The 26,064-nt window shown below is 49.5% G+C and carries 29 protein-coding genes; 14 read left to right on the top strand and 15 right to left on the bottom strand.

Annotated elements, in window-relative coordinates:
- Positions 1 to 55: 55 nt before the first annotated feature.
- On the bottom strand, positions 56 to 1,078 hold the full coding sequence (gene ftrA / locus QQL65_RS03595; RefSeq protein WP_284362118.1) for a transcriptional regulator FtrA: 1,023 nt from the start codon (positions 1,076 to 1,078) through the stop codon (positions 56 to 58).
- A gap of 91 nt (positions 1,079 to 1,169) precedes the next feature.
- On the opposite strand from ftrA, the gene QQL65_RS03590 reads away from it, so the two are divergent.
- On the top strand, positions 1,170 to 1,430 hold the full coding sequence (locus QQL65_RS03590) for a hypothetical protein (protein WP_284362117.1): 261 nt from the start codon (positions 1,170 to 1,172) through the stop codon (positions 1,428 to 1,430).
- Positions 1,431 to 1,645: 215 nt separating this feature from the next.
- Positions 1,646 to 4,255: an ATP-dependent chaperone ClpB gene (gene clpB / locus QQL65_RS03585; RefSeq protein ID WP_284362116.1), complete on the top strand. Its 2,610-nt coding sequence runs from the start codon at positions 1,646 to 1,648 to the stop codon at positions 4,253 to 4,255.
- Between the two features lie 82 nt (positions 4,256 to 4,337).
- Here clpB and QQL65_RS03580 read toward each other — a convergent pair whose 3' ends face one another.
- The 3 genes from QQL65_RS03580 to QQL65_RS03570 all read right to left on the bottom strand — a co-directional run bounded on the left by QQL65_RS03580 (position 4,338) and on the right by QQL65_RS03570 (position 6,221).
- The gene (locus tag QQL65_RS03580) at positions 4,338 to 4,982 is read right to left on the bottom strand and encodes a DNA alkylation repair protein (protein WP_284362115.1); all 645 of its coding nucleotides are present in this window, start codon (positions 4,980 to 4,982) and stop codon (positions 4,338 to 4,340) included.
- An 81-nt stretch (positions 4,983 to 5,063) separates the two neighbouring features.
- Complete coding sequence (locus tag QQL65_RS03575; protein ID WP_284362113.1) at positions 5,064 to 5,432, bottom strand: hypothetical protein; 369 nt, start codon at positions 5,430 to 5,432, stop codon at positions 5,064 to 5,066.
- Between the two features lie 6 nt (positions 5,433 to 5,438).
- Positions 5,439 to 6,221 (bottom strand): Tom37 metaxin N-terminal-like domain-containing protein, encoded by a 783-nt coding sequence (locus tag QQL65_RS03570; protein ID WP_284362112.1) that lies wholly within the window; start codon positions 6,219 to 6,221, stop codon positions 5,439 to 5,441.
- A 112-nt stretch (positions 6,222 to 6,333) separates the two neighbouring features.
- Between QQL65_RS03570 and QQL65_RS03565 the strand changes: the two genes are divergently transcribed.
- A complete protein-coding gene (locus tag QQL65_RS03565; RefSeq protein ID WP_284362110.1) occupies positions 6,334 to 6,939 on the top strand; it encodes a TetR/AcrR family transcriptional regulator in 606 nt (201 codons plus the stop codon).
- 49 nt (positions 6,940 to 6,988) lie between these two features.
- Here QQL65_RS03565 and QQL65_RS03560 read toward each other — a convergent pair whose 3' ends face one another.
- A complete protein-coding gene (locus QQL65_RS03560) occupies positions 6,989 to 7,999 on the bottom strand; it encodes an MBL fold metallo-hydrolase (RefSeq protein WP_284362109.1) in 1,011 nt (336 codons plus the stop codon).
- A gap of 106 nt (positions 8,000 to 8,105) precedes the next feature.
- Between QQL65_RS03560 and QQL65_RS03555 the strand changes: the two genes are divergently transcribed.
- The 3 genes from QQL65_RS03555 to QQL65_RS03545 are packed head-to-tail and all read left to right on the top strand — an operon-like array spanning position 8,106 to position 9,264.
- Positions 8,106 to 8,804: a LysR family transcriptional regulator gene (locus QQL65_RS03555; RefSeq protein WP_284362108.1), complete on the top strand. Its 699-nt coding sequence runs from the start codon at positions 8,106 to 8,108 to the stop codon at positions 8,802 to 8,804.
- The gene (locus QQL65_RS03550; protein ID WP_284362106.1) at positions 8,795 to 9,040 is read left to right on the top strand and encodes a hypothetical protein; all 246 of its coding nucleotides are present in this window, start codon (positions 8,795 to 8,797) and stop codon (positions 9,038 to 9,040) included. The genes QQL65_RS03555 and QQL65_RS03550 overlap by 10 nt, the downstream gene beginning before the upstream one ends.
- Entirely contained in the window at positions 9,040 to 9,264 is a 225-nt protein-coding gene (locus tag QQL65_RS03545; RefSeq protein ID WP_284362105.1) for a hypothetical protein, read from the top strand. The genes QQL65_RS03550 and QQL65_RS03545 overlap by 1 nt, the downstream gene beginning before the upstream one ends.
- On the opposite strand, the gene QQL65_RS03540 is transcribed toward QQL65_RS03545, so the two are convergent.
- Positions 9,212 to 9,556: a DUF2834 domain-containing protein gene (locus QQL65_RS03540; RefSeq protein ID WP_284362104.1), complete on the bottom strand. Its 345-nt coding sequence runs from the start codon at positions 9,554 to 9,556 to the stop codon at positions 9,212 to 9,214. The two genes, QQL65_RS03545 and QQL65_RS03540, sit on opposite strands and share 53 nt — an antisense overlap.
- A 135-nt stretch (positions 9,557 to 9,691) precedes the next feature.
- Between QQL65_RS03540 and QQL65_RS03535 the strand changes: the two genes are divergently transcribed.
- Positions 9,692 to 10,762 (top strand): NAD(P)/FAD-dependent oxidoreductase, encoded by a 1,071-nt coding sequence (locus QQL65_RS03535; protein ID WP_284362102.1) that lies wholly within the window; start codon positions 9,692 to 9,694, stop codon positions 10,760 to 10,762.
- Between the two features lie 169 nt (positions 10,763 to 10,931).
- Here the strand turns inward: QQL65_RS03535 and QQL65_RS03530 are convergent, their stop codons facing one another.
- The 4 genes from QQL65_RS03530 to QQL65_RS03515 all read right to left on the bottom strand — a co-directional run bounded on the left by QQL65_RS03530 (position 10,932) and on the right by QQL65_RS03515 (position 14,423).
- On the bottom strand, positions 10,932 to 11,621 hold the full coding sequence (locus tag QQL65_RS03530) for an aspartate/glutamate racemase family protein (RefSeq protein ID WP_284362101.1): 690 nt from the start codon (positions 11,619 to 11,621) through the stop codon (positions 10,932 to 10,934).
- 112 nt (positions 11,622 to 11,733) lie between these two features.
- On the bottom strand, positions 11,734 to 13,074 hold the full coding sequence (locus QQL65_RS03525; RefSeq protein WP_284362100.1) for a pyridoxal phosphate-dependent decarboxylase family protein: 1,341 nt from the start codon (positions 13,072 to 13,074) through the stop codon (positions 11,734 to 11,736).
- 120 nt (positions 13,075 to 13,194) lie between these two features.
- Positions 13,195 to 13,956 (bottom strand): class I SAM-dependent methyltransferase, encoded by a 762-nt coding sequence (locus QQL65_RS03520; RefSeq protein ID WP_284362098.1) that lies wholly within the window; start codon positions 13,954 to 13,956, stop codon positions 13,195 to 13,197.
- Positions 13,953 to 14,423, bottom strand: coding sequence for a MarR family winged helix-turn-helix transcriptional regulator (locus QQL65_RS03515; RefSeq protein WP_284366204.1), 471 nt, complete (start codon positions 14,421 to 14,423; stop codon positions 13,953 to 13,955). Before QQL65_RS03515 ends, QQL65_RS03520 begins: the two co-directional genes overlap by 4 nt.
- Before the next feature lie 139 nt (positions 14,424 to 14,562).
- On the opposite strand from QQL65_RS03515, the gene QQL65_RS03510 reads away from it, so the two are divergent.
- Positions 14,563 to 15,297, top strand: a complete 735-nt coding sequence (locus QQL65_RS03510) for a sulfite exporter TauE/SafE family protein (protein ID WP_284362097.1) — start codon at positions 14,563 to 14,565, stop codon at positions 15,295 to 15,297.
- A 14-nt stretch (positions 15,298 to 15,311) separates the two neighbouring features.
- Here QQL65_RS03510 and QQL65_RS03505 read toward each other — a convergent pair whose 3' ends face one another.
- Entirely contained in the window at positions 15,312 to 16,199 is an 888-nt protein-coding gene (locus QQL65_RS03505) for a LysR family transcriptional regulator (RefSeq protein ID WP_284362096.1), read from the bottom strand.
- A gap of 294 nt (positions 16,200 to 16,493) precedes the next feature.
- Between QQL65_RS03505 and QQL65_RS03500 the strand changes: the two genes are divergently transcribed.
- Both QQL65_RS03500 and QQL65_RS03495 read left to right on the top strand, forming a co-directional pair.
- A complete protein-coding gene (locus QQL65_RS03500; RefSeq protein WP_284362095.1) occupies positions 16,494 to 17,525 on the top strand; it encodes a haloalkane dehalogenase in 1,032 nt (343 codons plus the stop codon).
- Positions 17,526 to 17,628: 103 nt separating this feature from the next.
- The gene (locus QQL65_RS03495) at positions 17,629 to 18,009 is read left to right on the top strand and encodes a VOC family protein (RefSeq protein ID WP_284362094.1); all 381 of its coding nucleotides are present in this window, start codon (positions 17,629 to 17,631) and stop codon (positions 18,007 to 18,009) included.
- Between the two features lie 133 nt (positions 18,010 to 18,142).
- On the opposite strand, the gene QQL65_RS03490 is transcribed toward QQL65_RS03495, so the two are convergent.
- Entirely contained in the window at positions 18,143 to 18,823 is a 681-nt protein-coding gene (locus QQL65_RS03490) for a glutathione S-transferase family protein (RefSeq protein WP_284362093.1), read from the bottom strand.
- A 119-nt stretch (positions 18,824 to 18,942) separates the two neighbouring features.
- Here QQL65_RS03490 and QQL65_RS03485 point away from each other — a divergent pair, with 119 nt between their 5' ends.
- The gene (locus QQL65_RS03485; protein ID WP_284362091.1) at positions 18,943 to 19,818 is read left to right on the top strand and encodes a LysR family transcriptional regulator; all 876 of its coding nucleotides are present in this window, start codon (positions 18,943 to 18,945) and stop codon (positions 19,816 to 19,818) included.
- Here QQL65_RS03485 and QQL65_RS03480 read toward each other — a convergent pair.
- On the bottom strand, positions 19,774 to 20,082 hold the full coding sequence (locus QQL65_RS03480; RefSeq protein WP_284362089.1) for a RidA family protein: 309 nt from the start codon (positions 20,080 to 20,082) through the stop codon (positions 19,774 to 19,776). The two genes, QQL65_RS03485 and QQL65_RS03480, sit on opposite strands and share 45 nt — an antisense overlap.
- Positions 20,083 to 20,503: 421 nt before the next feature.
- Entirely contained in the window at positions 20,504 to 21,196 is a 693-nt protein-coding gene (locus QQL65_RS03475; RefSeq protein WP_284362088.1) for a hypothetical protein, read from the bottom strand.
- A 228-nt stretch (positions 21,197 to 21,424) separates the two neighbouring features.
- On the opposite strand from QQL65_RS03475, the gene QQL65_RS03470 reads away from it, so the two are divergent.
- Positions 21,425 to 22,042 carry a TetR/AcrR family transcriptional regulator gene (locus tag QQL65_RS03470; protein ID WP_284362087.1) on the top strand — a complete coding sequence of 206 codons (618 nt, stop codon included), beginning with the start codon at positions 21,425 to 21,427 and terminating at the stop codon, positions 22,040 to 22,042.
- Between the two features lie 173 nt (positions 22,043 to 22,215).
- On the opposite strand, the gene QQL65_RS03465 is transcribed toward QQL65_RS03470, so the two are convergent.
- Positions 22,216 to 22,674: an Lrp/AsnC family transcriptional regulator gene (locus tag QQL65_RS03465; protein ID WP_284362085.1), complete on the bottom strand. Its 459-nt coding sequence runs from the start codon at positions 22,672 to 22,674 to the stop codon at positions 22,216 to 22,218.
- Between the two features lie 83 nt (positions 22,675 to 22,757).
- On the opposite strand from QQL65_RS03465, the gene QQL65_RS03460 reads away from it, so the two are divergent.
- Together QQL65_RS03460 and QQL65_RS03455 are read left to right on the top strand one after the other, a co-directional pair.
- A complete protein-coding gene (locus QQL65_RS03460; RefSeq protein WP_284362083.1) occupies positions 22,758 to 23,765 on the top strand; it encodes a pyridoxal-phosphate dependent enzyme in 1,008 nt (335 codons plus the stop codon).
- A 128-nt stretch (positions 23,766 to 23,893) separates the two neighbouring features.
- Positions 23,894 to 25,540, top strand: coding sequence for an MOSC domain-containing protein (locus QQL65_RS03455; protein WP_348529123.1), 1,647 nt, complete (start codon positions 23,894 to 23,896; stop codon positions 25,538 to 25,540).
- Positions 25,541 to 26,064 lie beyond the last annotated feature (524 nt).

Here is a 26,064-nt window from a genome sequence, read left to right as displayed (position 1 = left end):
CGGCAATGTTTTTGCGCTAACATGTTTCAAAGGGTCGGCATTTGCCGGCCTTTTTTTATGCAACTTTTCCCGCGTTAAACTGGCGACGATAATCGCTGGGGGACACTTTTAGCTTCTTGCGAAAATGATGACGCAAAGTCTCCGGTGTATTAAACCCTGTATGCTGCGCGATCAGGTCAATGCTCAATTGATTTTGCTCCAATAATTCGCGCGCGAGATAGATGCGTTCGGAGGTGAGCCATTGCCCGGGGCTTTGCCCTACGGATTCTTGGAACCGTCTGATCAGCGTTCGCTCTGACATGGCTGATTTTGCGGCCAGTTGTTTTACTGTCCAGTCTTGATCAAGCTTGCTGCGCACATGGTCGAGCAAGTTCGACAATGGTCCTTTGGTGTTTTGTTGCACGGGGCGGGGCACAAATTGCTTTTGTCCCCCTTCGCGGTGGGCGGGCAGGACCAAACGTTGTGCAACGATATTGGCGGCCTTTGTGCCCAGGTCTTGCCGGATGACATGCAGCGCCAAATCAATGCCGGCAGCGGATCCGGCAGAACTTAGGATGTCGCCGTCCGTGCAATAAAGCACGTTTTCCTCCACATTTGCGTTTGGAGCGCGTTCTTTCAGCTTGTCGATATAGCGCCAATGGGTGGTGATGGTTTTGCCTTCCAACAAATCCAAGGCGGCGAGTAGAAAAATGCCAGAACAGATCGCCATGAATTGTGCGCCATTTTGATGGGCTATTCGCAATTGGGACAGCAATTTTGCACTTGGCGGTTTCTCCGTTGGCCATCCGGGAATGACAATTAGGTCGGCTTTGCGCAAATCGGTAAGTTGCGAATCGCAGTGAACAAGTAAACCTCCGGCTGCGCGCAAGGGGCCGGGTTCTGCGGCTATGGTTTTGCACTTGTACCAGTTTTCAATTTCGGGACGTTCGGTGGCAAAAATCTCAACGCTTAATCCAAATTCGAACGTGCAAAGCTGATCATAGGCGAGAATCGCGACCTGTTTCGCTTTTCTTTGCCTTACAGTCTTTGGATCTGTCATTGTTTCGCGTCCGATATCCATGGTCATCATGATTGGCATATATTTAACGCACCATATAGAAATTGCCAAACATTGTTATCTCTCTCCTTTTGGTGTTAAATTGGTCTTCAGCAAGAAGAGGCAACTGAAAATGCTAGAATCAATAAATGCTGCGTTGGAAACGCATGCCTTTTCCATTTTCATGCTTGGTTGGATCGTGACGTTGGCTGGGGGCGCGGCGCACATGATTGGCGGCGGCTTTCGCGATGGGGCTTCAAAAGTGCCGGTATTGGGCAATTGGGAACAGCTCCAACCAGGCGATAAAGGATTTTTGCAGCAGCTAATTGCAGCATGGGTCATGCGCATGGGCTTGATTATGGCAGCGCTTGGCGGCTTCATCCATTTCTTTTGAATTTTTTCGTTTTCCCCCTTTTCGTCCGCAAAAAACTCCCCATATCAGTTGGCGAAGGATGTGCCTGAACAGGGCATCCAACAATGAGTATGCTTTTGGGTTTTGATTCCGCGCAATGCGGACCAACTCCAAAAGTGATAACAACGCTTCGAGACGTTTCATGTCTGTGCCAGAATTGGGCAGATGAAAACGGGCCGAAAATGGAGAGTTGAAACGTGAATATTGAAAAATATACCGAACGTGCGCGCGGTTTCATCCAGTCCGCACAAAGCGGCGCCCTATCAGCTGGGCACCAGCAGTTTGCCCCCATTCATCTTCTAAAAGTCCTTTTGGATGACGACCAAGGCATGGCCTCTGGTCTTGTTGACCGCGCCGGCGGCAATTCAAAAGCCTTGCGCGCCAGTGTCGAGGCGGGACTAAAGAAAATCGCAAGTGTTTCTGGCGGCAATGGGCAGCTCTATTTGGGCCGCGAAATGGCACGTGTTTTTGAAACAGCTGAAAAAGCTGCAGACAAGGCCGGCGATTCGTATGTGACCGTTGAGCGCTTGCTGCTTGCACTTGTCATTGAAAAAGACAGCGATGCGGGCAAATTGCTTGCTGCGGCTGGCGTTACCGCCAATGGTTTGAACGATGCAATCAACGAGTTGCGCAAAGGCCGTACCGCCGATTCGCAAAGCGCCGAAGAAAGCTATGATGCTTTGAAAAAATATGCCCGCGACCTCACCGAAGTTGCCCGCGAAGGCAAGTTGGACCCAGTGATTGGCCGTGATGAAGAAATTCGCCGCGCCATTCAGGTTTTGTCGCGTCGCACAAAAAACAACCCCGTGCTTATTGGTGAGCCAGGTGTTGGTAAAACAGCGATTGCCGAGGGCTTGGCTCTGCGAATCGTCAATGGCGACGTACCCGAATCGATCAAAGGCAAATCATTGCTGGCGCTGGATATGGGCGCGCTGATTGCGGGTGCAAAATATCGCGGTGAGTTTGAAGAACGTTTGAAAGCGGTTTTGAACGAAGTCACCGCTGCTGAAGGCAATATCATCCTGTTCATTGATGAGATGCACACGCTGGTTGGCGCGGGCAAATCTGATGGGGCAATGGATGCTTCAAACCTTCTAAAGCCGGCTCTGGCGCGCGGTGAGTTGCACTGTGTGGGCGCAACAACGCTTGATGAGTATCAAAAGCATGTTGAAAAAGATGCGGCCTTGGCCCGTCGTTTCCAACCGGTATTTGTTTCTGAACCAACAGTTGAAGACACGGTTTCGATTTTGCGTGGGCTAAAGGAAAAATACGAGCTTCACCACGGGGTTCGGATTTCTGATAGCGCATTGGTATCCGCTGCGACATTGTCGAACCGCTACATCACGGATCGGTTCTTGCCAGATAAGGCCATCGATTTGATGGATGAGGCCTCTGCGCGGTTGCGGATGCAGGTGGATAGTAAGCCGGAAGAATTGGACGAATTGGATCGTCGCATAATTCAGCTCAAGATTGAGCGTGAAGCGCTTAAAAAAGAGACCGATGATGCATCAAAGTCCCGGCTTGAAAAGTTAGAAGCAGAGCTTTCAGATTTGGAAGAACAAGCCGATGCGTTGAATCAGCGTTGGGTTGCCGAAAAAGATCGTTTGGGTGCCGAGCAGAAGCTTAAAGAGCACCTGGATCAGGCGCGAACCGATCTTGAAAATGCGCAACGGCAAGGCGACTTGGCCAAAGCTGGCGAGTTGGCTTATGGGTTGATCCCTGAGCTTGAGCGCAAAATTCAGGCCGCTGAAGGCAAAGACGACGCTGCTGAGACCGCCAGCATGGTGGAAGAAGTGGTGTCCCCATCGCACATTGCGCAAGTGGTGTCGCGCTGGACGGGCGTACCTGTCGACAAAATGCTAGAAGGCGAGCGCGACAAGCTGTTGCGCATGGAAGATGAGTTGGCCAAACGTGTTGTTGGACAAGCCGAGGCAGTCGAAGCGGTTTCTAAAGCGGTACGGCGCTCGCGCGCTGGATTGCAAGATCCGAACAGGCCGATGGGCTCTTTCATTTTCCTTGGGCCAACTGGCGTGGGCAAAACAGAACTGACCAAAGCGTTGGCGCAATTCTTGTTCGACGATGACACCGCGATGGTGCGCATGGACATGTCAGAATTCATGGAAAAGCACTCGGTTGCTCGTCTGATTGGCGCGCCTCCAGGCTATGTTGGCTATGATGAAGGTGGCGTTTTGACTGAAGCGGTTCGCCGCCGGCCCTATCAAGTTGTGTTATTCGATGAGATCGAAAAAGCGCACCCGGACGTTTTCAACGTGCTGTTGCAAGTGCTTGATGATGGTCGCCTAACTGACGGGCAAGGCCGCACGGTCGATTTCCGCAATACGCTGATCATTATGACGTCAAACCTTGGTGCTGAATATTTGGTTGAGCAAAAAGAAGGCGAATCGGTTGAATTGGTTCGCGGCAAAGTGCTCGACACTGTGCGGGCGAATTTCAGACCTGAGTTCTTGAACCGTGTGGATGAGATCTTGTTGTTCCACCGTTTGGCGCGGTCCGATATGGGTGCGATTGTCGATATTCAGCTGGGCTATTTGCGCAAATTGTTAGTGGATCGCGACATCACGCTTGAGCTTGATGATGTGGCCCGCGAATGGTTGGCAAATGAGGGCTATGACCCTGCTTATGGCGCAAGGCCGCTAAAGCGTGTGATCCAACGTGCGTTGCAAGATGAGTTGGCCGAGAAAGTGCTGGCCGGCGAAATTGTTGACGGGCAGTCTGTGCATGTCAGCGCAACGAATGAGGGTTTGGTGATTGACCCGAACGCTTCGGTAAAAGAAGCGGCTCAATAATCATCCTTTAACTTCAACGATCAGCATGTGCTCAATTCCTTTTTCGGGAGTTGGGCACATGTTGGTTATGAAGAAGTGTTCGTTACTTTGCTCGTTTCGCAACTTCAACTTCGATAAATCCAGGTAAATAATTGGGCGTACAGCCGCGCACCATCGGCTCGTCGGCATAAAGGCCAACTTCTTCACCTAGATCAATAAGCTCCTTGCGATATTGTGGATCATGAACGCCAATCCAACCGGCGGTGAAATTCATCGCCCACTGTACTTCGGGGTCTTCGGACGCCAAGTTGGTTTTTATCTCAGATACGAGTATTTCGGTGTTTTCGGGGGATTTTTGGCCCGTCCAGCGCAATCGAGCTTGGTGATACCAGAATAGCCGTCGCAATGTGGGTGACTTGTGATTGGCCCAAGTTTCAATGAGCGCGGCTGTTTTTTTGGACTTCATCAGCTGGTTGGCCATGAACCATTCCGACAAGCGATTGCGGTTGGCTTCTTCGTGCGAGGCCATATCTGCGACAAAGGCTTCGATTGTTGTTTGGTCCAATGTGGACTTGTCCATGATCAAAACTGCCAGCAAGCGCGGCGTGAATTCACCGGTGTGCCAAAGCTCCAATGCCAGCTCATGATCTTTTTTGATTTTGGCCGCGAGCTTTTTGATGTCGCCCATTTTTGGGTTGTCCATGTCGAGCACATCAAGAATTTCTTTTGCCTTTGCCGACAGCGCCATCTTCATCTCCCGTTTCTGTCCCTTAGGAGAAATTATTGCGCGGGAAAAAGGTGGATGCAAGCTGCGCGAATTTTGTGCGCCTTAGACAGCGCGATATTTCACCACGATAAAGGCAAATAGGAAAATCGCCACAAGGGTGATTACACCACCTAATGCCGCCACGCTTTCTGTAATGCCCAGTTCAAACATTGCGATGCCAGGGACCAAAAGCCACAAGCCAAATGAAGCGACAACGAAATGGGTGATCGCTAGGGGTGAGTTTGCAACCAATGGTTCTACTCGGTAGTAAAGCCCAAACAGCGCGAAGCTGACCCAGCCCACCAGATTAAGGTGGCCATGCACCGGCGCTAGAACAAAGTCCTTTGACCCAGCCATGTAGCCGCCAAGGGCAATGCCGACAATCAAATAGCAAATGGCCGAAAAGAAAAACCAAAAAGACACGCCTCTCATCGTGACCTATTCTCCTGCCGCGCTGGACATTGGTTGTGCAAACTCAACTGGATCTGCGGTTTGTGAAGGGGACGTAGTGGGTGCAAGAAAATGCGCTCCAATATCCTGCACCCAAGCCTTTATGGGTTTCGATTTTTTTATTCGGTTCGCAACCGGTGTTTGCATCGGCCAATGGGCCATCAGACCAGCTTGGCCATAAACGCCAACCTCGGCAATTGACGGTTTGTCGTCAGTCCGCGCAAAGCCTCCTTCGATTAAAAAAGTCTCCAGTGCCAAGACCAATTCTTCGCCAAGTTCGAATATTTTGGCATTGTCATGCCTTGAAATGCCTCGCGCATAAAGTTGCTTTTGGAAGTTGCGCACGACGACTTTGTAGATCAAGGCGTCAAGAATTGGCGGGCTGGTGTCTTTGATCGCTTGGCGTATAAAGCGCAACCCTTCATTCGTGCAAAAAAGCTCCCACTCAAGAATTTGATGCATGCGTTCTTCAAACGCCACTTGCAGGGCATAGGCATTCGCAACTTGCGGTCGGCCCATGTCGCGGGACAAATCGATGTGATGGGTTTTTGCCAAGTGCGCGATAATAACGTTGCTATCTGCTATGATTTTGTCGCCAATCTTTACCCATGGGCTTTTGCCTTTTGGACCCTTACCCGAGTTCATTTCAGTATGAAATTCGTACCGAATATTGTGGGCTTGCATCCAGGTGAGCAATTTCAGCGCAAATGGGCCAGTGGTGGGCAAGCCCCAATCGGGCGCAAAGCCGAACACTTTTATAATGTCTGCCATTGCAATTTTCTCCCACATCATTATTTTACCGTTGGTAAGATAAAAACTTACCATTGGTAAAAAGTCAATAGGCAATAGCAATCTGGCGTGGCGATAGGTGACGGGAGCTTTGATGAGGAAACCGAATAAGCGAGACAAGATCGTTGAAGTTGCTTCTAACATTGTGAAGCAACAAGGGGTGGCCGCGCTTACTTTTGAAGCGGTTGCTAAAGATATGGGCGTCACCAAACAGGCCATAATCTACTATTTTTCGAGCAAGCCGAAATTGCTTGAAGCTATGTTTTTGCCGCATATTGAAGCTGAGGCTGCGGCTGCAATTCAGTGTCTGCAAAGCCTGTCATCTGGAGAAAATGCGGCAGCTGCCTTTTCGCGCGCGATCATCAACTTCCATTTGAGTGATTTGGACCGATTTCGTTCAATGTATTTGGCGCCTCAGCTCGAAGCGCAAAAGGGCATAAAGAGCAAATTGTTGGACGAGGGTTTTGCAGGCCGAGTGCATGAAGTCACGTCCGGGATCTATGATGTGCTTTCAAGTTTCCTGCAAACCGAGATGGGTTTGACATTGGAAGCGGCGCGACGACGCGCTTTTGTGTTGCACACCAATGCTTTGGGGCTGGTGCTTATGCAGTCGCTGGCAGATGCAATCGATGATCCATTAGCGCACGATGTCGAGGAACTTACGGCTTCGCTTGCAGAAATGGTCGCGAGCAAGGTGTGATTGGGTGGACTTGGCAGTTTGCCGCCAAGTCCGAGATTGATTGCAAATCTTACACGCCGTAGTCGCGTGGGGCCGTGAGGTAACGATAGTTTTCCGCTGCGCGCTCCACATAACCCAAGGCTGGGAAATCAAGATGCATGCCGGCAACCATTGTGCGCTCGGCGCTCAGTTGATCGAGCAATTTAGCGCGGGTTTGTTTGGCTTGCTCCATATCGGCATCAAATACGATGCCCCAATCAGGCTCGGCGAATTGGTAGGCTGGTGCGTGCACCAAATCGCCCCAAATCATCAAAGACTGATTGCCGCTGGTGATCCGCAAGCCCATATGACCGGGCGTATGTCCGGGCATCGGCACGGCGGTGACGCCCGGCGCAATTTCGGTTTCTTTGCTCATCGATATCATGTCGCGACCATTGGCGTAGGGCGATAATTGTGCCCGCGCATAGTGAAACATCGGCTGAAAGTCTTCAGGCATCTGAGCCAAAAAACTATCATTGTGGGCGAATGCCCATTCAGCTTCGGACAAAACCAACCCAGCATTGGGGAATAGTCGCTCTCCATTTTGCCCTGTCATGGCTGCAACATGATCTGCATGTGCGTGGGTGAGGAACAGTGTGTCGATTTCGTTCGAATCGATGCCAGCAATCGCTAAGCTATTGTGCCATGCGCCGACCGTTGGGGCGAGGAAGCCCGGCGCGCCAGCGTCCACGGCAATGGTGCGGTCGGCTGTGCGGATGATGAAGCCGTTGATCGCGGTGTTCATGACTTGCGGGTTATGGGTTTTGTAGTTTTGCGTCGCGATTTTGTCGGCCTTGGCTTGATCAAGCTCGGGCATAAAATTAAGTGGCAAAGTTGCATAGCCGTCGGCCAGGGCGATCACTTCAATGTCACCAATAGTGCGGCGGGAGAATTCCGCCATGGGGTGCATTTCAGGCGTTGCAGTTTGAGCGCTTGCGGCGCTGACCAAACTGGTTGCGCCTAATGCTGCGACCGGTGCGGCAGCAAGGCCACCAAGCAGCATACGGCGAGAAAGGCGAGGGCCGTTGTGGGTGTCAGTCATTTTTGGAACCATCCTTGTTGGGTTGTCTTTGGATGGGATGTTAAGTAAAACTTCTAGCTGAGCAATTGAACTGCCCGAAACCTTATAGTTGACATAAGGATATCTTATGAATGTTTTGAATGGTATGCGCTGCCTATTGGCGGCTGCGGATCGCGGATCGTTATCTGGAGCTGCGGCACAGATTGGCGTTAGCCAGCCTGCCATGAGCCAGACCATTTCGGGACTGGAAGCGCATTTTGGCGCCACCCTGATCGTGCGGGGGCATCGCGGCATCTCGCTAACTAATGCGGGGGAGGTGGTTCTTGAACATGGGCGGCGAATGCTTGGCGAACTCGAAAGTGCGCGGGCCCAATTGGATGGGCTGCAAAATGTGATCTCGGGCAAGGTGCGCGTCACCACGGTGCAGGCGCTCGCGCAATCCTATGTTGGAAATGCAATGCTTGAATTGCAAAAGATGCATCCCAAATTGCGTGCCGAACTTATCTCCACCGATGAGGTGGTGGATATTGAAGCTGAAAATATCGATTTTGCGATCCGCGTCGGCTCGCCCGGACATGGCGGCGGCATTGTGCGGCGGATCGGCGAAGTGGAAAGCGTGTTTGTTGCTTCGCCCGGATATCTCGCTGAGGCAGGCTATCCCAACCACCCTGACGACCTGAGCCGCCTCAATTATGTGCAATATCGTGAAGATCGAAAGGTTGGCGACATTTTGTGTAAAGGGCCAGGTGGGGATTTGACCATTCATATTGAACCCGGGTTTTTGGCGCAGCAGCCAAGCTTGCCCATGCGATTGAGATGGGGTTAGGTTTTACCATTTCGCCGCTGTTCTTTGTGGCGAACCAAATTGCTGAGGGCAAATTGGTGGAAGTTTTGCCCGGCATCAGGCCGCATATTGCGCCATTGTTTTTGGTGACCAATGAGCAGGTGCGCGACAGCTTGAAAGCACAAGCCGTGCAAAATGTTCTGTTTGCGCATCTTAGCACCGTGCCCGGCATTCACCTCAGCCCTGATGTTGAGCAAAAAAGAAAGCAGGTGGCGTGATGGTTGAATATTTGGGTCTGATCGCTGTGATAATTATGGTTGGTGCCTATGCACTTGAAGAGCGGCACCCGCTGTTCATTTTGCTATTTGCTGGCGGGTGCGCGCTTGCGGCCTTTTATGCGTTTCTGATTTGGTCGGTGCCGTTTCTAATTGCCGAAGGGATTTGGGCGATTATTGCGCTGGTGCGTTGGCGGCGGCGCGCTGCGGCGCTTGCGAAGTCTTGATGGCGAGATAAAGCGGCAACGCCACTGAAAGCCCAAGGCATGCCCCGGCCAGCAAAGCGGCCCACCAATGGGGCACATTGTTTTGGCGCGCATCGAAATAGCTCCAAATCCAAAACACCAACGTTGCCCACAACACATCAAGCGCGAAGCCTGTGGCGGGGCCATTGGCAAAGACTTGGCTTATAAATAGCGGCAAGTTTACCCCGTGAGTTTGGACGAATGGCATATATTGCGCCCAAGGCAGAACAAGCCCCAACAGCGCAAGCAGAATGTAAAATCTAGAGATGTTCATCGCATTTCCTTTCGTTGCGCTTGTTTTATGTGCGCCATTGAATGGCATCAATTCCGCTGCAAGGAATGAGACTTGTCGCCATCAGCTATCCCGCTTTATATGGGGTTGAGGGATATTGATTTGGGGGCGATCAGAATGGCGAACATAATCGTTGTTGGCGCAGGTATTATTGGTGCGTCCGCCGCCTATCAATTGCAGAAAGGCGGCGCGCATGTGACCATCATTGATGCAGGCGGGGCAAATGCAACTGCTGCTTCATTTGGTTGGATCAATGCCAGCTTTTTCGCCAATAAGAACCATTTTGAGTTGCGGCTTGAAGGCATCAAGGCGTTTAAGCGCTTGCAAAAAGAGCTGCGCATTCCGGTTGATTGGTCGGGCTGCCTTTGTTGGGAAAATGTAGGCGACGCATTTGAAGCGCAGATGAGTGAGCTCAAAGATTTGGGCTATGATGTGCAAGAAATTGATCGGCAAGACTTCAAGCGTCGTGAGCCCCAAGTGGCGAACCCACCAAAGCGTTGCTTGTATTTTGCTGGTGAAGCCGCCGCCGAAAGTCCGCAACTTGCGCAAACCTTGTTAAACGCCGCCATTGAAAACGGGGCAAAGCTGATCAGCGGTGTTCAGGTGCAAGGCTTTGAAACAAAGGGCGAGCGTGTGGTTGGGGTGCAAACGCCGGTTGGCCGCCTCATGGCAGACGAAGTTGTGCTGTGTGCTGGCACGGCAACGCAGCAATTGGCCACCACGTTGAACATTGATATTCCAATGCTGCAGCGTCCCGCCTTGGTGATCAAGACAAGGTCCGTTGCTCCCGCCATCAAACATGTGCTGGTGTCAGAAATTGGCGAAGTGCGCCAATTGCCCAACGGGTCAATTTTGATGCCCGCCGCCGTTGGCCATCAAGGCGATAGTTCAACTGAAATATCGGATGCGCCCGACAAATTGGCCGAAGATGCAATGGACCGACTGCGCGCGCTTTTGCCTTCACTTGAATTGGAATTGGCGCAAACCACTCTGGCCCATCGGCCAGTGCCGGGGGATGGCTTGCCCGCCGTTGGCGCTGTTAGGCCCGGGCTTTATGTGGCGACGCTTCATTCCGGCATCACCCTAGGCGCTTTGATGGGTGAGCTAATTGCCAGTGAAGTGATCAATGGCAGCTCGGCGCAAACCGACAAATGGTTGGGGTCCTATCGGCCCCATCGGTTTTGGTGAGGGGATGTGCTGGTTCAAAGTCAGTTTTGAGCCCTACTACGACACTCGATTTTAGAAGACTATCAACACTTCCGTCCTATAGCGGACATCCGAGTCTAGCAACTAATGAAGGTCAACCATGCGGACAAGGCTAACCTAGCAGACAAACCAGATTCTACTTTCTCGCAAGTTACGTGAGTGCCATTTTCAAGGCGGCCTCACAATGGATTAGAGTTGTGTCAAACACTGGAACATCCACGTTCCCCTGATTGAGAAGCATTCCAACTTCGGTACACCCCAATATCAGGCAATCGGCACCTGTTTCCAACAATCGCCCGGCAATGCTGATATAGGTCGCTTCGCTTTCGTTGGTTGTAATATCTTTGCAAAGCTCTTCGTAAATGATCCGGTGCGTTTCGGCGCGGTCGTCGTCTTGCGGAACGACGGGTTTCAACCCCGCCGCGATCAGTCTGTCGGTATAGAAAGATTGCTCCATCGTGAAAGCGGTGGCCATGAGACCCGGCGCTTTTAACCCCGCCGAATTGATCGCATCAGCGGTCGCGTCGGCGATATGAAGCAAAGGAACATCAACGTCTTGCATCATTTGGTCCGTGAGTTTGTGCATGGTGTTGGTTGCCAGGAGAATAAAGCTGGCTCCGCCATTTTGCAGGGCTTTGGCCTCGGAATTCAGGATGGCACCTGCTGCATCCCAATCGCCGTCCATTTGCAAAGCTTCAATTTGGGCGAAATCAAGAGAGCGGATCAGGAGTTCTGGTGAATGCAACCCACCAAGCTGGTTGCGTGTCAAGTTACAAAGTTCGCGGTAATAGGTCTGTGTAGAGGCTGCTGACATGCCTCCGAGTATTCCGATTGTCTTCACAAGACTATCCAATGTTTCGATTTTTGAAGTAAAAAATGCACCTAACTTGTAAGTTTCAAGTCTCAACGCATCCAAGCAAATAAGAAGTTGTCTGAATAGCCAAGCACTTGGTTCAAGATGCCGCCCTCTCTAGAGAAACCACAAAGTCATTGAGACTATCCTCGTTGAGTTTTGGAGAGAGCAAAACAGTCCGCAACAGTTTTTCATCTCGCCACTGCGATACACTCGCCCAAAGGCTACCATCGTCTTTCAGCCTTTGTTGAATTTCAATCGTGTCTCGTTTGGTCGTGTTCGGCCGTATAACCTGCAAGTTGAGGCCCGGAACATGAGTTGGCGACAAAATAGAACTGTTGCTCAAAATTTCATAAAATGAGCGTGTTAACTTAATCGACCGATCAATTTGTTCCCCAACAGCTTTCGTTCCTATGGCGTGTAAAAGTGCCCATAAAACCATCGCATCGGCAGGACGGCTGCCTTGCACACCCCAGACACCTCGATGAACTTCTCCGGATATGGAATAAGGCATTACCACGCCTAGATTTTCGTCAAAGCGTTTTCGCCCAGATACCAGCACAGCGGCGGATACTCTTGGCACATACATCCACTTCTGCGGGCCGATAACAATTGAATCGGCTGAGGAGAGACCAGCTAAAAAATGGTCATGTGTTTTGCTAAACATCAATGCGCCACCATAAATGGCATCCACGTGGTGCCAAGCACCATATTTGCTGCAGATTTTCGCAATTTCTTCTATACGGTCAATGGACCCATGAATGGTTGTCCCTAACACACTTGTTACGACATTGTGTGCTTGCCGGGGAGCCTTTTTTAAAGCAGCAGATAACTCGTCAACGTCAATCCGACCAGCATCATCACACTTGACAAAATGAACTTGACCGACGGGGACACCAAGAATTAGTGCCGCCTTTTTTAAGGACGCGTGACCAGACTCTGGGAAAAACATATGGACATTACCCCTGTCAATCGTTCCACGGTAACCTCCGATAGCGCAAAACAGTGCCGTTAGGTTGGCAATTGATCCACCACTCGCCCACGTCCCATCCCAATCTGGTCCCAGTTTTAAATGTGTTTTAAACAAATCAATTAAGTCCTCTTCGACCAAACTGGCCAAAGGTGACAACTCGCGAAACAACATGTTTTGATTGAGGGCAGACACCAATGTCTGAGTCATAACTGCGAATGGATGTGGGGCCGTATCCATGTGCCCTGACATTTGCGGAGAATCTAGCCGCGTAGAATTTCGCAATATCTGGCGCCAAAGGACTGAAAGTCCCTTGGCGCCAATCCCATCCAAAGGCACTGGGGGAAAGTCTTCAATCCGGACAGGCATGGGGGTGGTCGGAATGAACAAACTACCGAGAATTGAACTTAGATCGTCCATTAAGACGCCCAATTCATTTTCAGAAGGAAGAAAACCTGTTTCTTTAGTCATGTAAGCTATTACCTTTTCTTCTACTTCGGGGGTCAAGGCTAATCATATATTTCTCAGTCATTAACTGACGCCAAGGTCCACAGACTGGTGGAAGAATAATTGCGGGTGTTGGGGCAAGAATTAGAGCGCTCCAAGTCGCCCCATCACCGGCCACACTACACTTTTTCGGCTCTCTTCGTCGGGCCAACATCGTCTGGCCTCTCTAATAAACTCATCAATTATCCTTCCGTTTCCGGCATCGCGCGCACGACGCATGGCAGACCACGTGTAAATATAAGCAATGAGCTGATTTAGCGACCATTGTCGTGAAATCGACAATTCAGGCATTTCTCTTTCAACGAATGGAAATGCAAGATTTTTGTACCCATTTTCAACATGTTGACGTCCATCGGGCCAGAATGAATGGATATCTTGCCAGTAGAATTTTTCGAAAAGTCGCCCAATATCTCCTTTCATTGTTGGAACACCATAAGTCACCAACGCAATAACAGCATTAGGTCGCGCGATCCGACGCACTTCATTGTAAAACAAATCAAGGTCGAACCAATGCGCGGCTTGTGCGGCCGAGATCAAATCCACAGAATTGTTGGGTAGACTTATTTGTTCAGCAGGCTCCATTTTGTAGGTTACGGTGGCGTGAGAAACAGCAGAATCCAACTGAGTTTGACTAGGATCAGTGGCAGTCACTTTTTGAAATCTATCTCCCAATAAGACAGATAGCTGACCGCTACCACAACCAACGTCTAAAGCGTGGCCCCGCTCAACACAACTTGCCATCAACACGTCCGCAAGCGCCTCGGGATAGGTAGGTCGACTGGTTGAATACAACGCCCCACCTTTAAGGAAGTGGTTTTTGTCTTGCCCCACTTTTTCAACCATCATTCGTCTCCACGATATTTTTGAGACAACCGATCTGCAAAACCTCGATCTTCCAGTGCCTCAATTGCATCTTCCAAGATAGTTCGAAGTGGTGCTTGGATCTCTTGTTCGAGTTCCCAAATTGCATCAGTACGTCGACGCCATTGTTCGATCAACTTCGAACGGAGATTCTTGCCCTTGTTTGTTAATACGACGCTGCGAGAGCGGCTGTCTGTTGTCGGCACTCGTGCTACGAGACCATCCTGCTCCATTAGCTTGACGGCTTGACTTACCGCACCTTGAGTAATGTGCAACTGAGCGCATAGATCGGAAACGGACATGGGCTCCTCATTAAGGACGCGCATAATAGGAGTATACCGAGGCCTAAAATCTAAGCCCTCATTATTGTAGGCGTCCAAAGAACCCCGATCGAGCAAATCGGTAAGATGGCGCAAGAGCTCGCCAAGTCCTGTGTTGTTTGACTGGGTCATAATCTCGATATACATTAGCGCTAATATAAATTCAAGACGAAAGCCATCTCATGAACAATTTCCGACTGAATAGCGCTGTTGCTGAATATGCAACAACTCAATGGCGTAACGATCGCCATCACACGAGCGCTGCAAGTGTATGATAGAACTTACGCTAATATGCGTCGTGTTTTTGGGTGCCGGTTTTATTAAAGGTATAACCGGCATTGGGCTCCCCACCATCTCTGTTGCTATATTGACTTCCTGGGTCGGTCTGGATCAAGCAATTGCCATATCATTGCTACCCTCATTGGCTTCCAACTTGTGGCAAGCAATTGATGGCCGCTCGTTGCTTAAATTAGGCCAACGGCTATGGCCATTTTACTTAGCCTCTATATCTACAGTGTGGCTTGGAACAATAGTGCTTTCCAGCGTCAACCTCAGCATACTTTCAGGAATCTTAGGTTTTGCTCTGGCCATTTACTCTGTATCCAGTCTCACGGGCTCTAAAACTTCTGTTCGGTCCGACACAGAACGGTGGATGGGACCATGTATGGGATTAGCAAACGGCGTACTGACTGGGATGACCGGATCATATGTTGTCCCCGGCGTGATGTACCTGCAATCAATTGATCTTAGCCGCGAAGAACTGGTACAAGCGATGGGCATTCTTTTCACATTGTCGACATTGACGCTCGTAATTGCTTTAGGCGGAACAGGCTTAATCTCACCCTCGAACGCGACAACATCTTTCTTCGCCCTTATCCCTGTAATATTGGGCATGATCACCGGACAAAAAATGCGTGCCTACCTGAAAGAAAGTAGCTTCCGCAATGCGACCATGTTGCTGCTATTGTCAATTGGGATTTACCTAATTGCTGGGGCCTTCAACTAGCATCAGATGCCACACTATCGTGGGCATCTTCCTTCGAGGAGGTTTTTTTTGGATTGCATGCCCTTTGCAATGAAATCGGTGAATTGCAGAACTCGAGCGGTTTGACGCAAGTCTTCGTGAGTTAAGATCCAAATTTCACGACTTGGTGTAACAGAAGCTTGCGGCACGCGTTGCAACGCTGGTTCCGTGTCACCCAAAAAACACGGAAGCATGGTCAATCCTAAACCCAATTTGGCGGCCTCCATTTGGCTCAAAGGGTGAAAAATTTTGTGCCGAACGGGCACGGCAGGAAAATCACTTTCGCGCACCCATTGTGGGTCAGGCGTTTGATCATCCCAACCAATCCAGCTTGCAGCTTCAGGATTGTTCTTCAGGTCATGTGTAGCGAGATATTCTGCCGAAGCGTAAGTCGAAGTTGCATATTTTACGAGACGCCTTCCCACCAAACTATCTGGTGGATCATTGGAAATTCGTATTGCGACATCTGCCTCCCTCCTCGTCAAATTCGCCATTGAGTGTGAAACGATCAACTCCAACTCAATCGCTGGAAACGCTTGAGTGAAGGCAACAAATTCGGGCATCAGAAGTTTTTGTACAAGTGAATCAAAGACTGTTACGCGCAACAGGCCATGAAGCTTTGTATCTCGTCCAGCAACACGACGGTTAACCGCATCAACCTCAGATTCAATCCTTTCTGCAGACCTAATCATCTCCTCGCCAGTAGCGGTCAAGAAGTACCCCGAAGGCATTCGCTCAAAAATGCGCGAACCTAACTTTTTCTCGAATGCATCAATCCGGCGGGAAACCGTTGAGTGGTTCACACTCAATAACCCCGCGGCTCCACGAATTGACCCTTTTTTGGCAACTGCCAAGAAAAATCTTAAATCGTCCCAATCAGTCATGGTGCATTTTAGCACCACCGAAACGCAAGAATCAAGAGTTCCATTCGAAACATGCACCGGACATATTCGTGAAAGAGAAGCACACAGGCCTGAATGTGAAGCTTGAATTAAGGAAACGCATGATGACAAAAGTTTCAATGGGGCGGACCGGCGGAAACGGAAAACTTCTTACAGGTGAGTCAGCCTCACCGCACAATTTTCAAGCTCCAGCATTAGCCAATTATCAATCAACATGTCGCGGAAATCGCGCCTTCTAATAACCCCTATCAACGATCCCAGGTAAACGGAGAAATTATGTTCACGAAGAAAAATCAACTACCTTCCCGGGGCATGACCCGCCGAGCATTGCTTGGTTCATCGGTTACGCTTCCATTGTTGGCAGTGTCTACGGGCATGTTCGCACAAGCGGCACATGCAGGTGAAACTTCGCCCTACGGCGTAAAAATATCCGGCGACTTTCCATTCGAAAAGAAGAGCATTTCTGTCGAAGGCTCGCGGATGTCCTATGTGGATGAAGGCGAAGGCCAACCTGTGTTGTTTCTTCACGGCAATCCGACATCATCCTATCTGTGGCGCAACATTATTCCATATGTCACAGATAGTTACCGCGCCATTGCTCCTGACCTAATCGGTATGGGCGACAGTGACAAGCCAGATATCCCTTACACTTTTGCTGACCACGCCAAATACCTTGACGCCTTTATTGCGGCGCTCGGCCTAAAGGACGTGATCTTAGTTATCCATGACTGGGGATCGGCTTTGGGCATGCGTTATGCGCGCTTAAATCCGGGCAACGTTACAGCCATGGCGTATATGGAGGCTATTGTGCCGCCGGGACTTCCTGCTCCCAACTATGAAGCTCTGGGCGCTGAAAATGGCGAGTTTTTCAGAACACTACGCACCCCAGGTGTTGGCGAACAGATGATTCTGGAAAACAATCTATTCGTCGAGAATGTTCTCCCCGAGTTGGGCGTAATGCGCACAATGAGCGAAGAAGAAATGGCAGCCTATCGCGCGCCTTATCCAACACCAAAAAGTCGCTTGCCAACCCTACAATGGCCGCGTGAAATCCCAATTGGCGGTGTACCCGAGCATACGACCAACGAGATTACGCTGAATGGTGAATGGTTATATTCAAACGAAATCCCAAAACTGTTGTTCTACGCAGACCCAGGCGCGCTAGTCATAGGTCCGGTGGTTGACTATATGAAGGCAAACGTTAAGCAACTTGAAACTCGTTTTGTTGGTGCTGGCATGCACTTCATCCAAGAAGACCATCCACATGTGATAGGTCAAGGACTGGCTGACTGGCTTCGGCGTATATAGCCTTGTGCACGTTTAGAACCCATCCTATGTCTCTTTGGTGGCAATATCGTCACCAAAGAGACAGCAGATCAACAATCGTATGCTGGTGCCGGAAGGGCAATACATGAACCGCTTATTTCCAAACTTGATGGTACAAGATATGGAGCAAACGCTCACGTTTTATCAGAATTTGGGATTTTCCGTCCTGAGCAAAATGCCCGAAGAGAGCCCTGTCTGGGCGTTGGTGGAACTAGATGGGATCAAGATTATGTTTCAATCCAAACCCTCTTTAACAGCCGAATTTCCTCAATTGGCGGATCAACAATCTGGTGGCGCCTTAACGTTGTGGATTAATACCCCAAACGTCAAAAAGTACTTTGAACGTGCATCCATCCAATGCAAGCTTCTAAAGCCATTGGGCGTTACCGACTACAATGGGGCTACCGAGTTTGTGCTCAGAGACCCTGACGGATTTATTCTACATTTCTCGGATTTGGAAATGTAAAGCAATAAGCCTGAGAGGTAAGTGCAGAACTATTTCACATAATGGCTCACGCTGTGTTCGCTCAAAAACTGATCCAAAGGCCTATATTAACTAACTAGCCTTTGGATCAACGTGACAGATCTAAAAGAATGAACTATTTATGGAGATCACCGAGCCCAACAACTGCCTTCACAAATCCTTCGAACTGCTTATCGTCGGCGAATGGTGTCGGATTTGCAATTCCTTTTTGTGTTGCAGGACGAGCCGCAACACGATGCCACCAGTTCTTTAGATTGGTATTCGCATCTAACGGCAAGTTTTTGCAGGCCGGGTGGATTTCACACAACCGAATCCATGGAGCAACCGCCATGTCCGCAATTGTAAATTCGTCGCCGGCCAAGTAATTTTGACCTTCGAGGCGCGTGTTCAAAACACCCATAATGCGGCTGACTTCGGTGTAGTAACGGCCAGTTACGTCCGGAAACTTGTTTCCCCAAGCTGCAGCGAAAACAATATATTGGCCGAACATCGGACCAAGTGAACCCATTTGGAACATCAGCGCTTCAATAGTGGCAACCCGTTTTGCAGGATCGAGTGGCAAGAACTTGCCGGTTTTTTCTGCCAAATAGAGCAAAATGGCCCCCGACTCAGTGACCACCAAGTCGTCGTCGACAAGAACCGGTATTTTCTGGTTAGGATTGAGCGCAGTAAATTCAGCTGTCTGCTGCTCCCCGCCCAGAAACACTTGGTGTGTTTTATAGTCCAACCCCATCTCTTCTAGAGCGATGGATATTTTCAAGCCGTTTGGCGTGGCATCTGTGTAGAGTTCTAGCATTGAATGTTCCTTATCGTGGTGCACAAACATAAGGTCAGTGCGACTGGCTAGAACTTAGGCCCATGTTTGAACGCCTTCTATTCATGAAACTTCAGCAACGGTGGTGCAAATAACGACCAATGGAAAACTGGGACAACATTAGATTCTTCTTGGCGGTTGCCCGCTCTGGCTCCGTTCGCGGCGCTGCACTGGCCCTCCGTGTAACTCACTCAACAGTACTACGTCGAATATCCCAATTGGAGGCGCAACTTGGCGCGCGGCTGTTTGAAAAACTTCCGTCCGGATACGCTCTTACTGGCGCCGGTGAAGAAATCTTCGAACTTTCTGGAACTATGGAAAGCATCTCTTCTCAACTTCAGTCGCGCGTTTTTGCGCGCGATCAAAGTTTGTCAGGATCATTGCGCATTGCATTGCCGCCATCGCTGGCGACAGATCTTTTGATGCCTGATCTAGCAGATTTCACAAAACTACATCCTGCTATAGAAATGCAGGTGAACACTTCCTATCGAGCAGTGAATTTGACGACTCGGCAGGCCGATGTCGCCATAAGGCTGGTCTACGACCAAATGAGCTTGCCACAACACCTCATTGGGTCACGGTTGGAAGACGTCTACCGGGGCGTATATGTCGCCAAATCACTATTGATTTGTGAATATGATGATGTTCGTTGGATCAAAAAGAAAGAAGACGGCGAGTTGCCCAGTTGGGCCGCAGCCATTCAATTAGGCAAGAACAAGCCACCAGTGTTGGTGGACGAACTCTCGTCGCAGGTAGCGGCTGCAAGAGCGGGGCTTGGAGTGACGATCTTACCCTGCTTTGTCGGCGACAGCGATCCCCAACTCGAAAGGTTGTGGGGGAGCTCAGTGGAGTACTATGGAACCATTTGGCTATTAACACTTGACGAAACGCGCAAAACCAAACGCATTAAGGAGTTTATTGAGTTCATAAAGCTACGTATCAAATCCCACAGGGCAGAACTGTCGGGCAACATCTAGCGAATTCTTGGCAAAAGTGGAACATTTGGTCCGTGCGAAACACGATACCGAACTGAAATCCAAATTTGCGTCACGCAGAACGAAACCAATCTTTTCAAAGGCGTTTTTCATCTGAATCTCAGGGTCGCTGGAAAGACTGCCGTCAGCACTTGCTCCGGTAAAGCCTGAGAAAAAAACATGCTGCCCGGAAACCATACCCGGCGACATTTTCCAGTCAACGTAATAAGATTTAAGTTCTTGGGGTACTACTACTTGGCGTTTCATGTTGTTTTCCTATGCAGGCTCTACAGACAGTAAGGCACGAAAATTTGTTAAAGCTCAACGATCAAATGGTCCGTGCGTTTTACATAGTAGTCTGTATTTGGAGGGCTCTTTCAGAACCACGCCGCAGAAGATCATTATCTGGAGGCGATGGCCAAAACAACCACGTTAATTGGCTGGTAAAAGTATAATTTTGCCCACAGTTGATTCCTAATTGCACGCCGACATGCGAACCTGGGCCCATTAACAACAAAGTTGTACGTAACGATTAAAACCAACAAACCTCGCGATCTCGAACGTTTCACATACGGCCATTTCAGAGATCAATTCACTTATGTTGTAAGGTCTCGTCCTTGTCTTTGATGGTTTTAGTCCATCTAGATCCACATAATACTAGTTGAGCGGCAGTGAGAAACCCTATCCATTATAGTCGCACCAAATATTCGCCGGTCGCGAATAGTGCGATTGCATCTATTGCCATACCAAAACATAGAGCACCTATCCCGACATAAAGGGCACCGATCACGGGACGCTTCACACTCTCCCAAATCGGTCGCACAAAGTCTTTTAGTGGTTCGTGTGCATCAAGAAGGTACGCCGCAATAAATGCGAACAAAAGGATTTGACTTACCAACACCCAAATTGAGTGCATAATGATCATCTTTGGGAGACTGGAAGTCTGGCTTGCAATTACCGCAGTCGCGAGGAATGCCGGATCTGGCACAGCTGATAGACTGAACGCGAAACCCGATACAGCCATGCCAAAAACTGAACTGGGGCGCCCAGATTCGCGGCCTTCGGTATTGTCGTGCGTCCGACTCCGCGCTGTGATGTGCGTGAACAACCAATAACCAATCAGCAGGGCGACGGCAATTTCCGCCATAGCCCAACTCGGGTCGTTGGCTTGAGGGACGAGTGGCCTAATCCAGTCGGTGATTTGTCCTCCAAACAGGGAAAACAACACACCAAGCAAGATGGTTCCAAAAAAAGTTGCCAACCCGAACGCTGCGACCTGCCGCTTTTTCACCCCAGACGCTATTCCTGCAAGCAGTAGAGTTAGGCCCATTGGATCTATGCCTGCAATACCAAAAGTGAACACAAGGAGAAAAGACTTCATACAAATAGCCCTTTTTTCAACAAATCGAATTCCATCTTCGCCTATTGGCAGGCTTTTGAACTTGAACTGGAATTTGCAATGCGAACTATGATTTCGCTTCAGGAATAGTTCGCATAATACCGTACAAATACATCAGCATAATCGCTGCCACTCTTGCCTGTTGATGTAAGCGAATCTAAAGTCAATATCAATACTGAACTTTTGGTCACTTTATAGAGGAGCTCCGCGTTGTCACCAAAAAGGAAAATCAAGGGCTCATCGCACGCTAGTCCAGAGCGACGCACAAAAGACTTGCTTGAATCGTCTCGCATCTGCTTTGCAAAAGAAGGATATGCAGGCGCTACCATCGAAAAGATCGCATCCCGAGCCGGTTTGTCAAAAGGATCGATCTACAGGTTCTTCAAGTCAAAAGACGAAATATTGCTTGCGCTTCTTGACGCACATGAGGCTGAGTTTGCGGCCCGTTGGGAGCACCTACAACCCGAGTGCACCTCAATAATTGACGCTATACGAAGTAGGGTCAGGCTATTGCTTGTGATGTCTATTGAGCAAGGGAATATGGAACGTGTTTGGATTGAGTTCTTACAACAAGAGGCATCCAAAGAAAAGTTTGCGGAAATTATCGCTCTAAGTCGCAAAGAACTAGTCCTACTGATCACAAAAGGCATCCAGGCTGGAGAGTTAAAGAACAACGCCGTCGACGTTTTGGCCGACTTTCTTCTGGCTACACTGGAAGGACTGATCGTTTTGGCTCAAGTCGATCCTGAGTTTGATCCACTACAGCGTTTTGATCGAATCTGGCCATTGTTAGAAACGACAATTTCGCCGGACCGCAAATTGCATTAACCCGCGATACGAGCTTTGGCGTTCGACGTGGCGTTCATCTTCTAAGCTGCCATCGCAGAAAAACTGATATCGCTGTCAATATCATGGAGCCATTTTTTCTCACGATTGGGTTCACGTTGCAGGTCGAAGCCTACACACCCAATACGTCAATATAAGTTGGCGATGTTCTTGCATTACAAGGGCACTCCTAACCCTACCTTTTTCCGACCCATGACCACGGAGGTTCGAAAGCGCCGCACATTCGTATCTTCAAAGAACAAGCGCTGGGTCATCTCTTCAAATTCGTCCATGTCTTTCGCCGTACAAATGAGGCAAAAGTCTGCGTCACCAGTTACATAGTAACACTGTTGAACAAGCGGCTCATTCACTGCTCGGCGCACAAATATGTCAATTTGATCTCGCCGTTCTCTTTCCAATTCGACAAGAATAACGAAGCTCATGCTTTGACCAACCTTTATAGGGTCGACTACGGCTATTTCGCGAACAATGACGCCTGTGTCCCGAAGCGCTTTTACTCGCCTTTGAACAGTGGCTGACGACAGACCCGTTATATGAGCCAATTGTTCCAAGCTTGTTCGAGCATTCTCTTGAAGAGTATTGATAATAACAACGTCGGCTTGATCAAGTTTCATCCACATTTTCCATCAAGAAATGAAATACTTTCTCATTCTATGTCATTATTTGATCAATTCCAATCAACAAGTTGCGCTATGCTATGAATATGAAAAAAATATCATTTGAGCTATCGCACGAACTTCCAGTACGCTTACTTAAACGGTGCCCCGTGTATGCGCCGTCGCCACTCGTACATAAGACCCTAGGGCATCGCCGCATTCTCGTGAAGGATGAAACACATCGTATGGGTCTTGGCGCATTCAAAGCGCTAGGTGGTGTCTATGCGGTTGCACAACTCATGTTGACGAAGAACGGCACACTTACGACATCCTCTGACAAGTTGCGCGAAGAAACAGAAAAAATGACATTCGTTTGCGCGAGTGCCGGAAACCATGGTATGGCCGTGGCGGCTGGCGCGCGTATTTTTGGCGCACACGCTCGCATTCACCTTGCTAAGACAGTGCCTCAGGCCTTTGTATCAAGGTTGGAAGCACAGCAGGCACAAGTTATTCGATCAGGCGACACCTACGAGGAAAGCGTTCAGATTGCCATCAAAGATGCTGCCGAAAACAACTATATCCACTTAGCTGACGGCTCGTGGCAGGGATATACAGAACCACCACGGCTAGTGATGGAAGGGTACACCGTCATTGCAGAAGAAATGAGAGCTGCGTTCGCAATGAACGGCGAATGGCCAACACATGTGTTCTTGCAAGCAGGGGTGGGAGGGCTAGCGGCCGCCATCGCCTATATGATCCGGAAGAACTGGTCTAAACAACCGGAGATCATAGTCGTTGAACCCGATGAAGCGCCATGCCTAAAGACCAGTGTTGAAACGGGCGAGCTTACTACGGTCGATGGTGCTGTCTCGAATATGGGTCGTCTGGATTGCAAAACGCCGTCGATGCTTGCTTTTGAGGTGTTGAAAGCTATGGCAGACCGTTTTGTCGTCATCTCTGATGCTAAAGCCGCTGAAGCTCAAAACTTACTCAACGAACTCGGCTTGCCAACTACGCCATCAGGCGCCGCAGGACTAGCGGGGCTCAATGCCGCCGCTTTGCCAGTGGATGCCAAACCATTGATTATAGTAACTGAGGGACAAGTATGATGATTTCTCTGGAATATATTTATAGGTATCCTATCAAAGGTTTCCCCGGCGAACGCCTAGAAGATGCAAGGCTCAACTTGGCGGAAGGTATAGTTGGTGACAGAAAAATTGGCGTCGGGAGTGGTGCCATGGCAGTCAACCAAAGCGGCGAATGGACGCCCTGCCAAGCATTTCAACGCATGACCATCCGGCCCGACCTAACCACGTTTCAGGTCGATCGGCACGATCACATTTTGACGTTGACGGCCCCAAGCGGACGCTCGGAAACCATCGACGCAGACACAAAACAAGTTGAAGCTGGAAATCCAACAGTTGGCGACCAATTGCCCGTCTACCGAGCGAATGGCAACAAAGGATACTGGGATCATCCAGATGCCGCCCTGTCGATCATAAACCTCTCAACAGTTGATGCCATCTCACAGGTGATCGGACAAACTATTGATCCACTGAGGTTTCGTGCAAACATTTATATCCGCGCAAAACCGTGGTCAGAATTTCAATGGCTCGGATCACAGCTTAGTCTTGGCGAGGCAGAACTGGACGTAATCCGACCGATTGATCGATGCAAAACGACATCTGTTAACGTCAAAACAGGAGTAGCTGACCTAAACATGCCCGCACTTCTCGTGCGCCATTTTGGGCACCTGTATTGCGGGGTATACGCGTCCGTCAAAAAGTCTGGCACTATCGTTCCTGGTGCAAGTGTTAAGATCACTGGCAAGTCAGAGGACCGCATAATTGAGGCGGCCGCCAATGCCATCACCGCGCCAGCTTTGCCCGACTGGCCGCGTCCTATGCGGGTATCAAGAACGGTTGAGGAAGCAACAGACATTCGCTCGATCTGGCTAGAGGATCCACTTGCAAAAACTGGATCCCTGTCCAATTTTAAAGCGGGACAATACATTCGTATCCATAACCTTGCCCAAACACATACTTGGCGGAGCTACACAGTTTCTGCTGTTGATGGAAGCAGGCTTCGCATCACTGTAAAACGCGATGCGGGTGTTGGCTCACAAGCGATGCATAGCTTCAATGTTGGTGACAATTTGACAGTCAGTGGGCCATTTGGCGAGGCAACGCTGAGCGGGAAGAGCAAAGCACATCATTTCTTAACAGCTGGGATTGGCATTACCCCAACTGTCGCAAAACTACGCTATCTCTACGCACAAGGTTTTGTTGGCAAAGTTCGCGTCACACATGTCGCACGAACAGCTTCTGAGCTAGCTCTTTGGGATGACGTCGTGGACGCCGCGAAAAGACTCTCTGGCTCTTCGCTTGAGCTCCATTTAACCAAAAATGTAGGGGACACGGTTGGCGCTAAACTTGGTCGTCCTGATCCCAGCAAGCTTGCTGAATACGCCAAAAGCGACAAGGCGGATGTGCATATTTGCGGCCCAACTACATTTGTGAATTCAGTTATGGCGGCACTGGGATCCATCGACTTTGATGAAGAAAAGATATTTTTAGACACGTTTAGCTCGCCTAGTGTCGAGACAGAAATGCGTCCTATACCCGCCTCGGAGCCAATTAGGGTAACACTTCAAAAGTCAGACATCACAGAGAACTGGACCCCAGCTGACGGTACGCTCTTGGACTTTGCCGAGGCGCGTGGCGTGGTAATCTCATCAAATTGTCGCGCAGGTCTTTGCAAATCGTGTTCTTGCAAAATCTTGTCTGGTTCAGCAACACGCTTGGTTGGCGAAGAAGGAAACGATCGACGTCAAACTCTTGTTTGTTCCAGCATACCCTCGGAATCAATAATCTTGGAAGTATAGTTTCGAATGCATTATGTGTCGAACGTCGCAGCATGCTGGCCAATGGTCACATTTTAGACCAAAGTGTCGTTTGTCCTCTTAGAGAAACACGCCCATGTTGGGGCGATCATTCAAACACCATCGATCGGTCAATGTTCTTCTCGGTAACCGCTTTAGCGGCTGTGGAACGTGACACGTTTTTGACTCAGGTAGTCAGCAAAACCAAGGCAAATGGCCGGAGCTCACTTTACAATTCTGACCCAAACGTCAAGCATTTCTGACCGAAATTGAAAAACAGCGCGTATTTCCAAAAGACTGCTCCGAGCCCAACCCAGTCATTCGATTTGGAATAGTTCGGACGAAGTTTTCCCAAATGCGGACATTCATCAAACGTCAATTGTAACCAGGGGTTCAACCTCCAAACCACCATTTTGCGGTTCGCAGATTTCTAAGACGTTTTCACTTAAGTTCTTAGCATGCAATATCATGAAACAAATTCCTCGCACTTGAAAAATACAAGGCAAGGCACAAGATAGTGTTTATAG

The sequence above is a fragment of the Maritalea porphyrae genome (assembly GCF_030159895.1).
Classification (GTDB): domain Bacteria; phylum Pseudomonadota; class Alphaproteobacteria; order Rhizobiales; family Devosiaceae; genus Maritalea; species Maritalea porphyrae.
The sequence above is the reverse complement of the archived record's forward strand: the minus strand, read 5'-3'. Positions and strand labels throughout refer to the sequence as shown.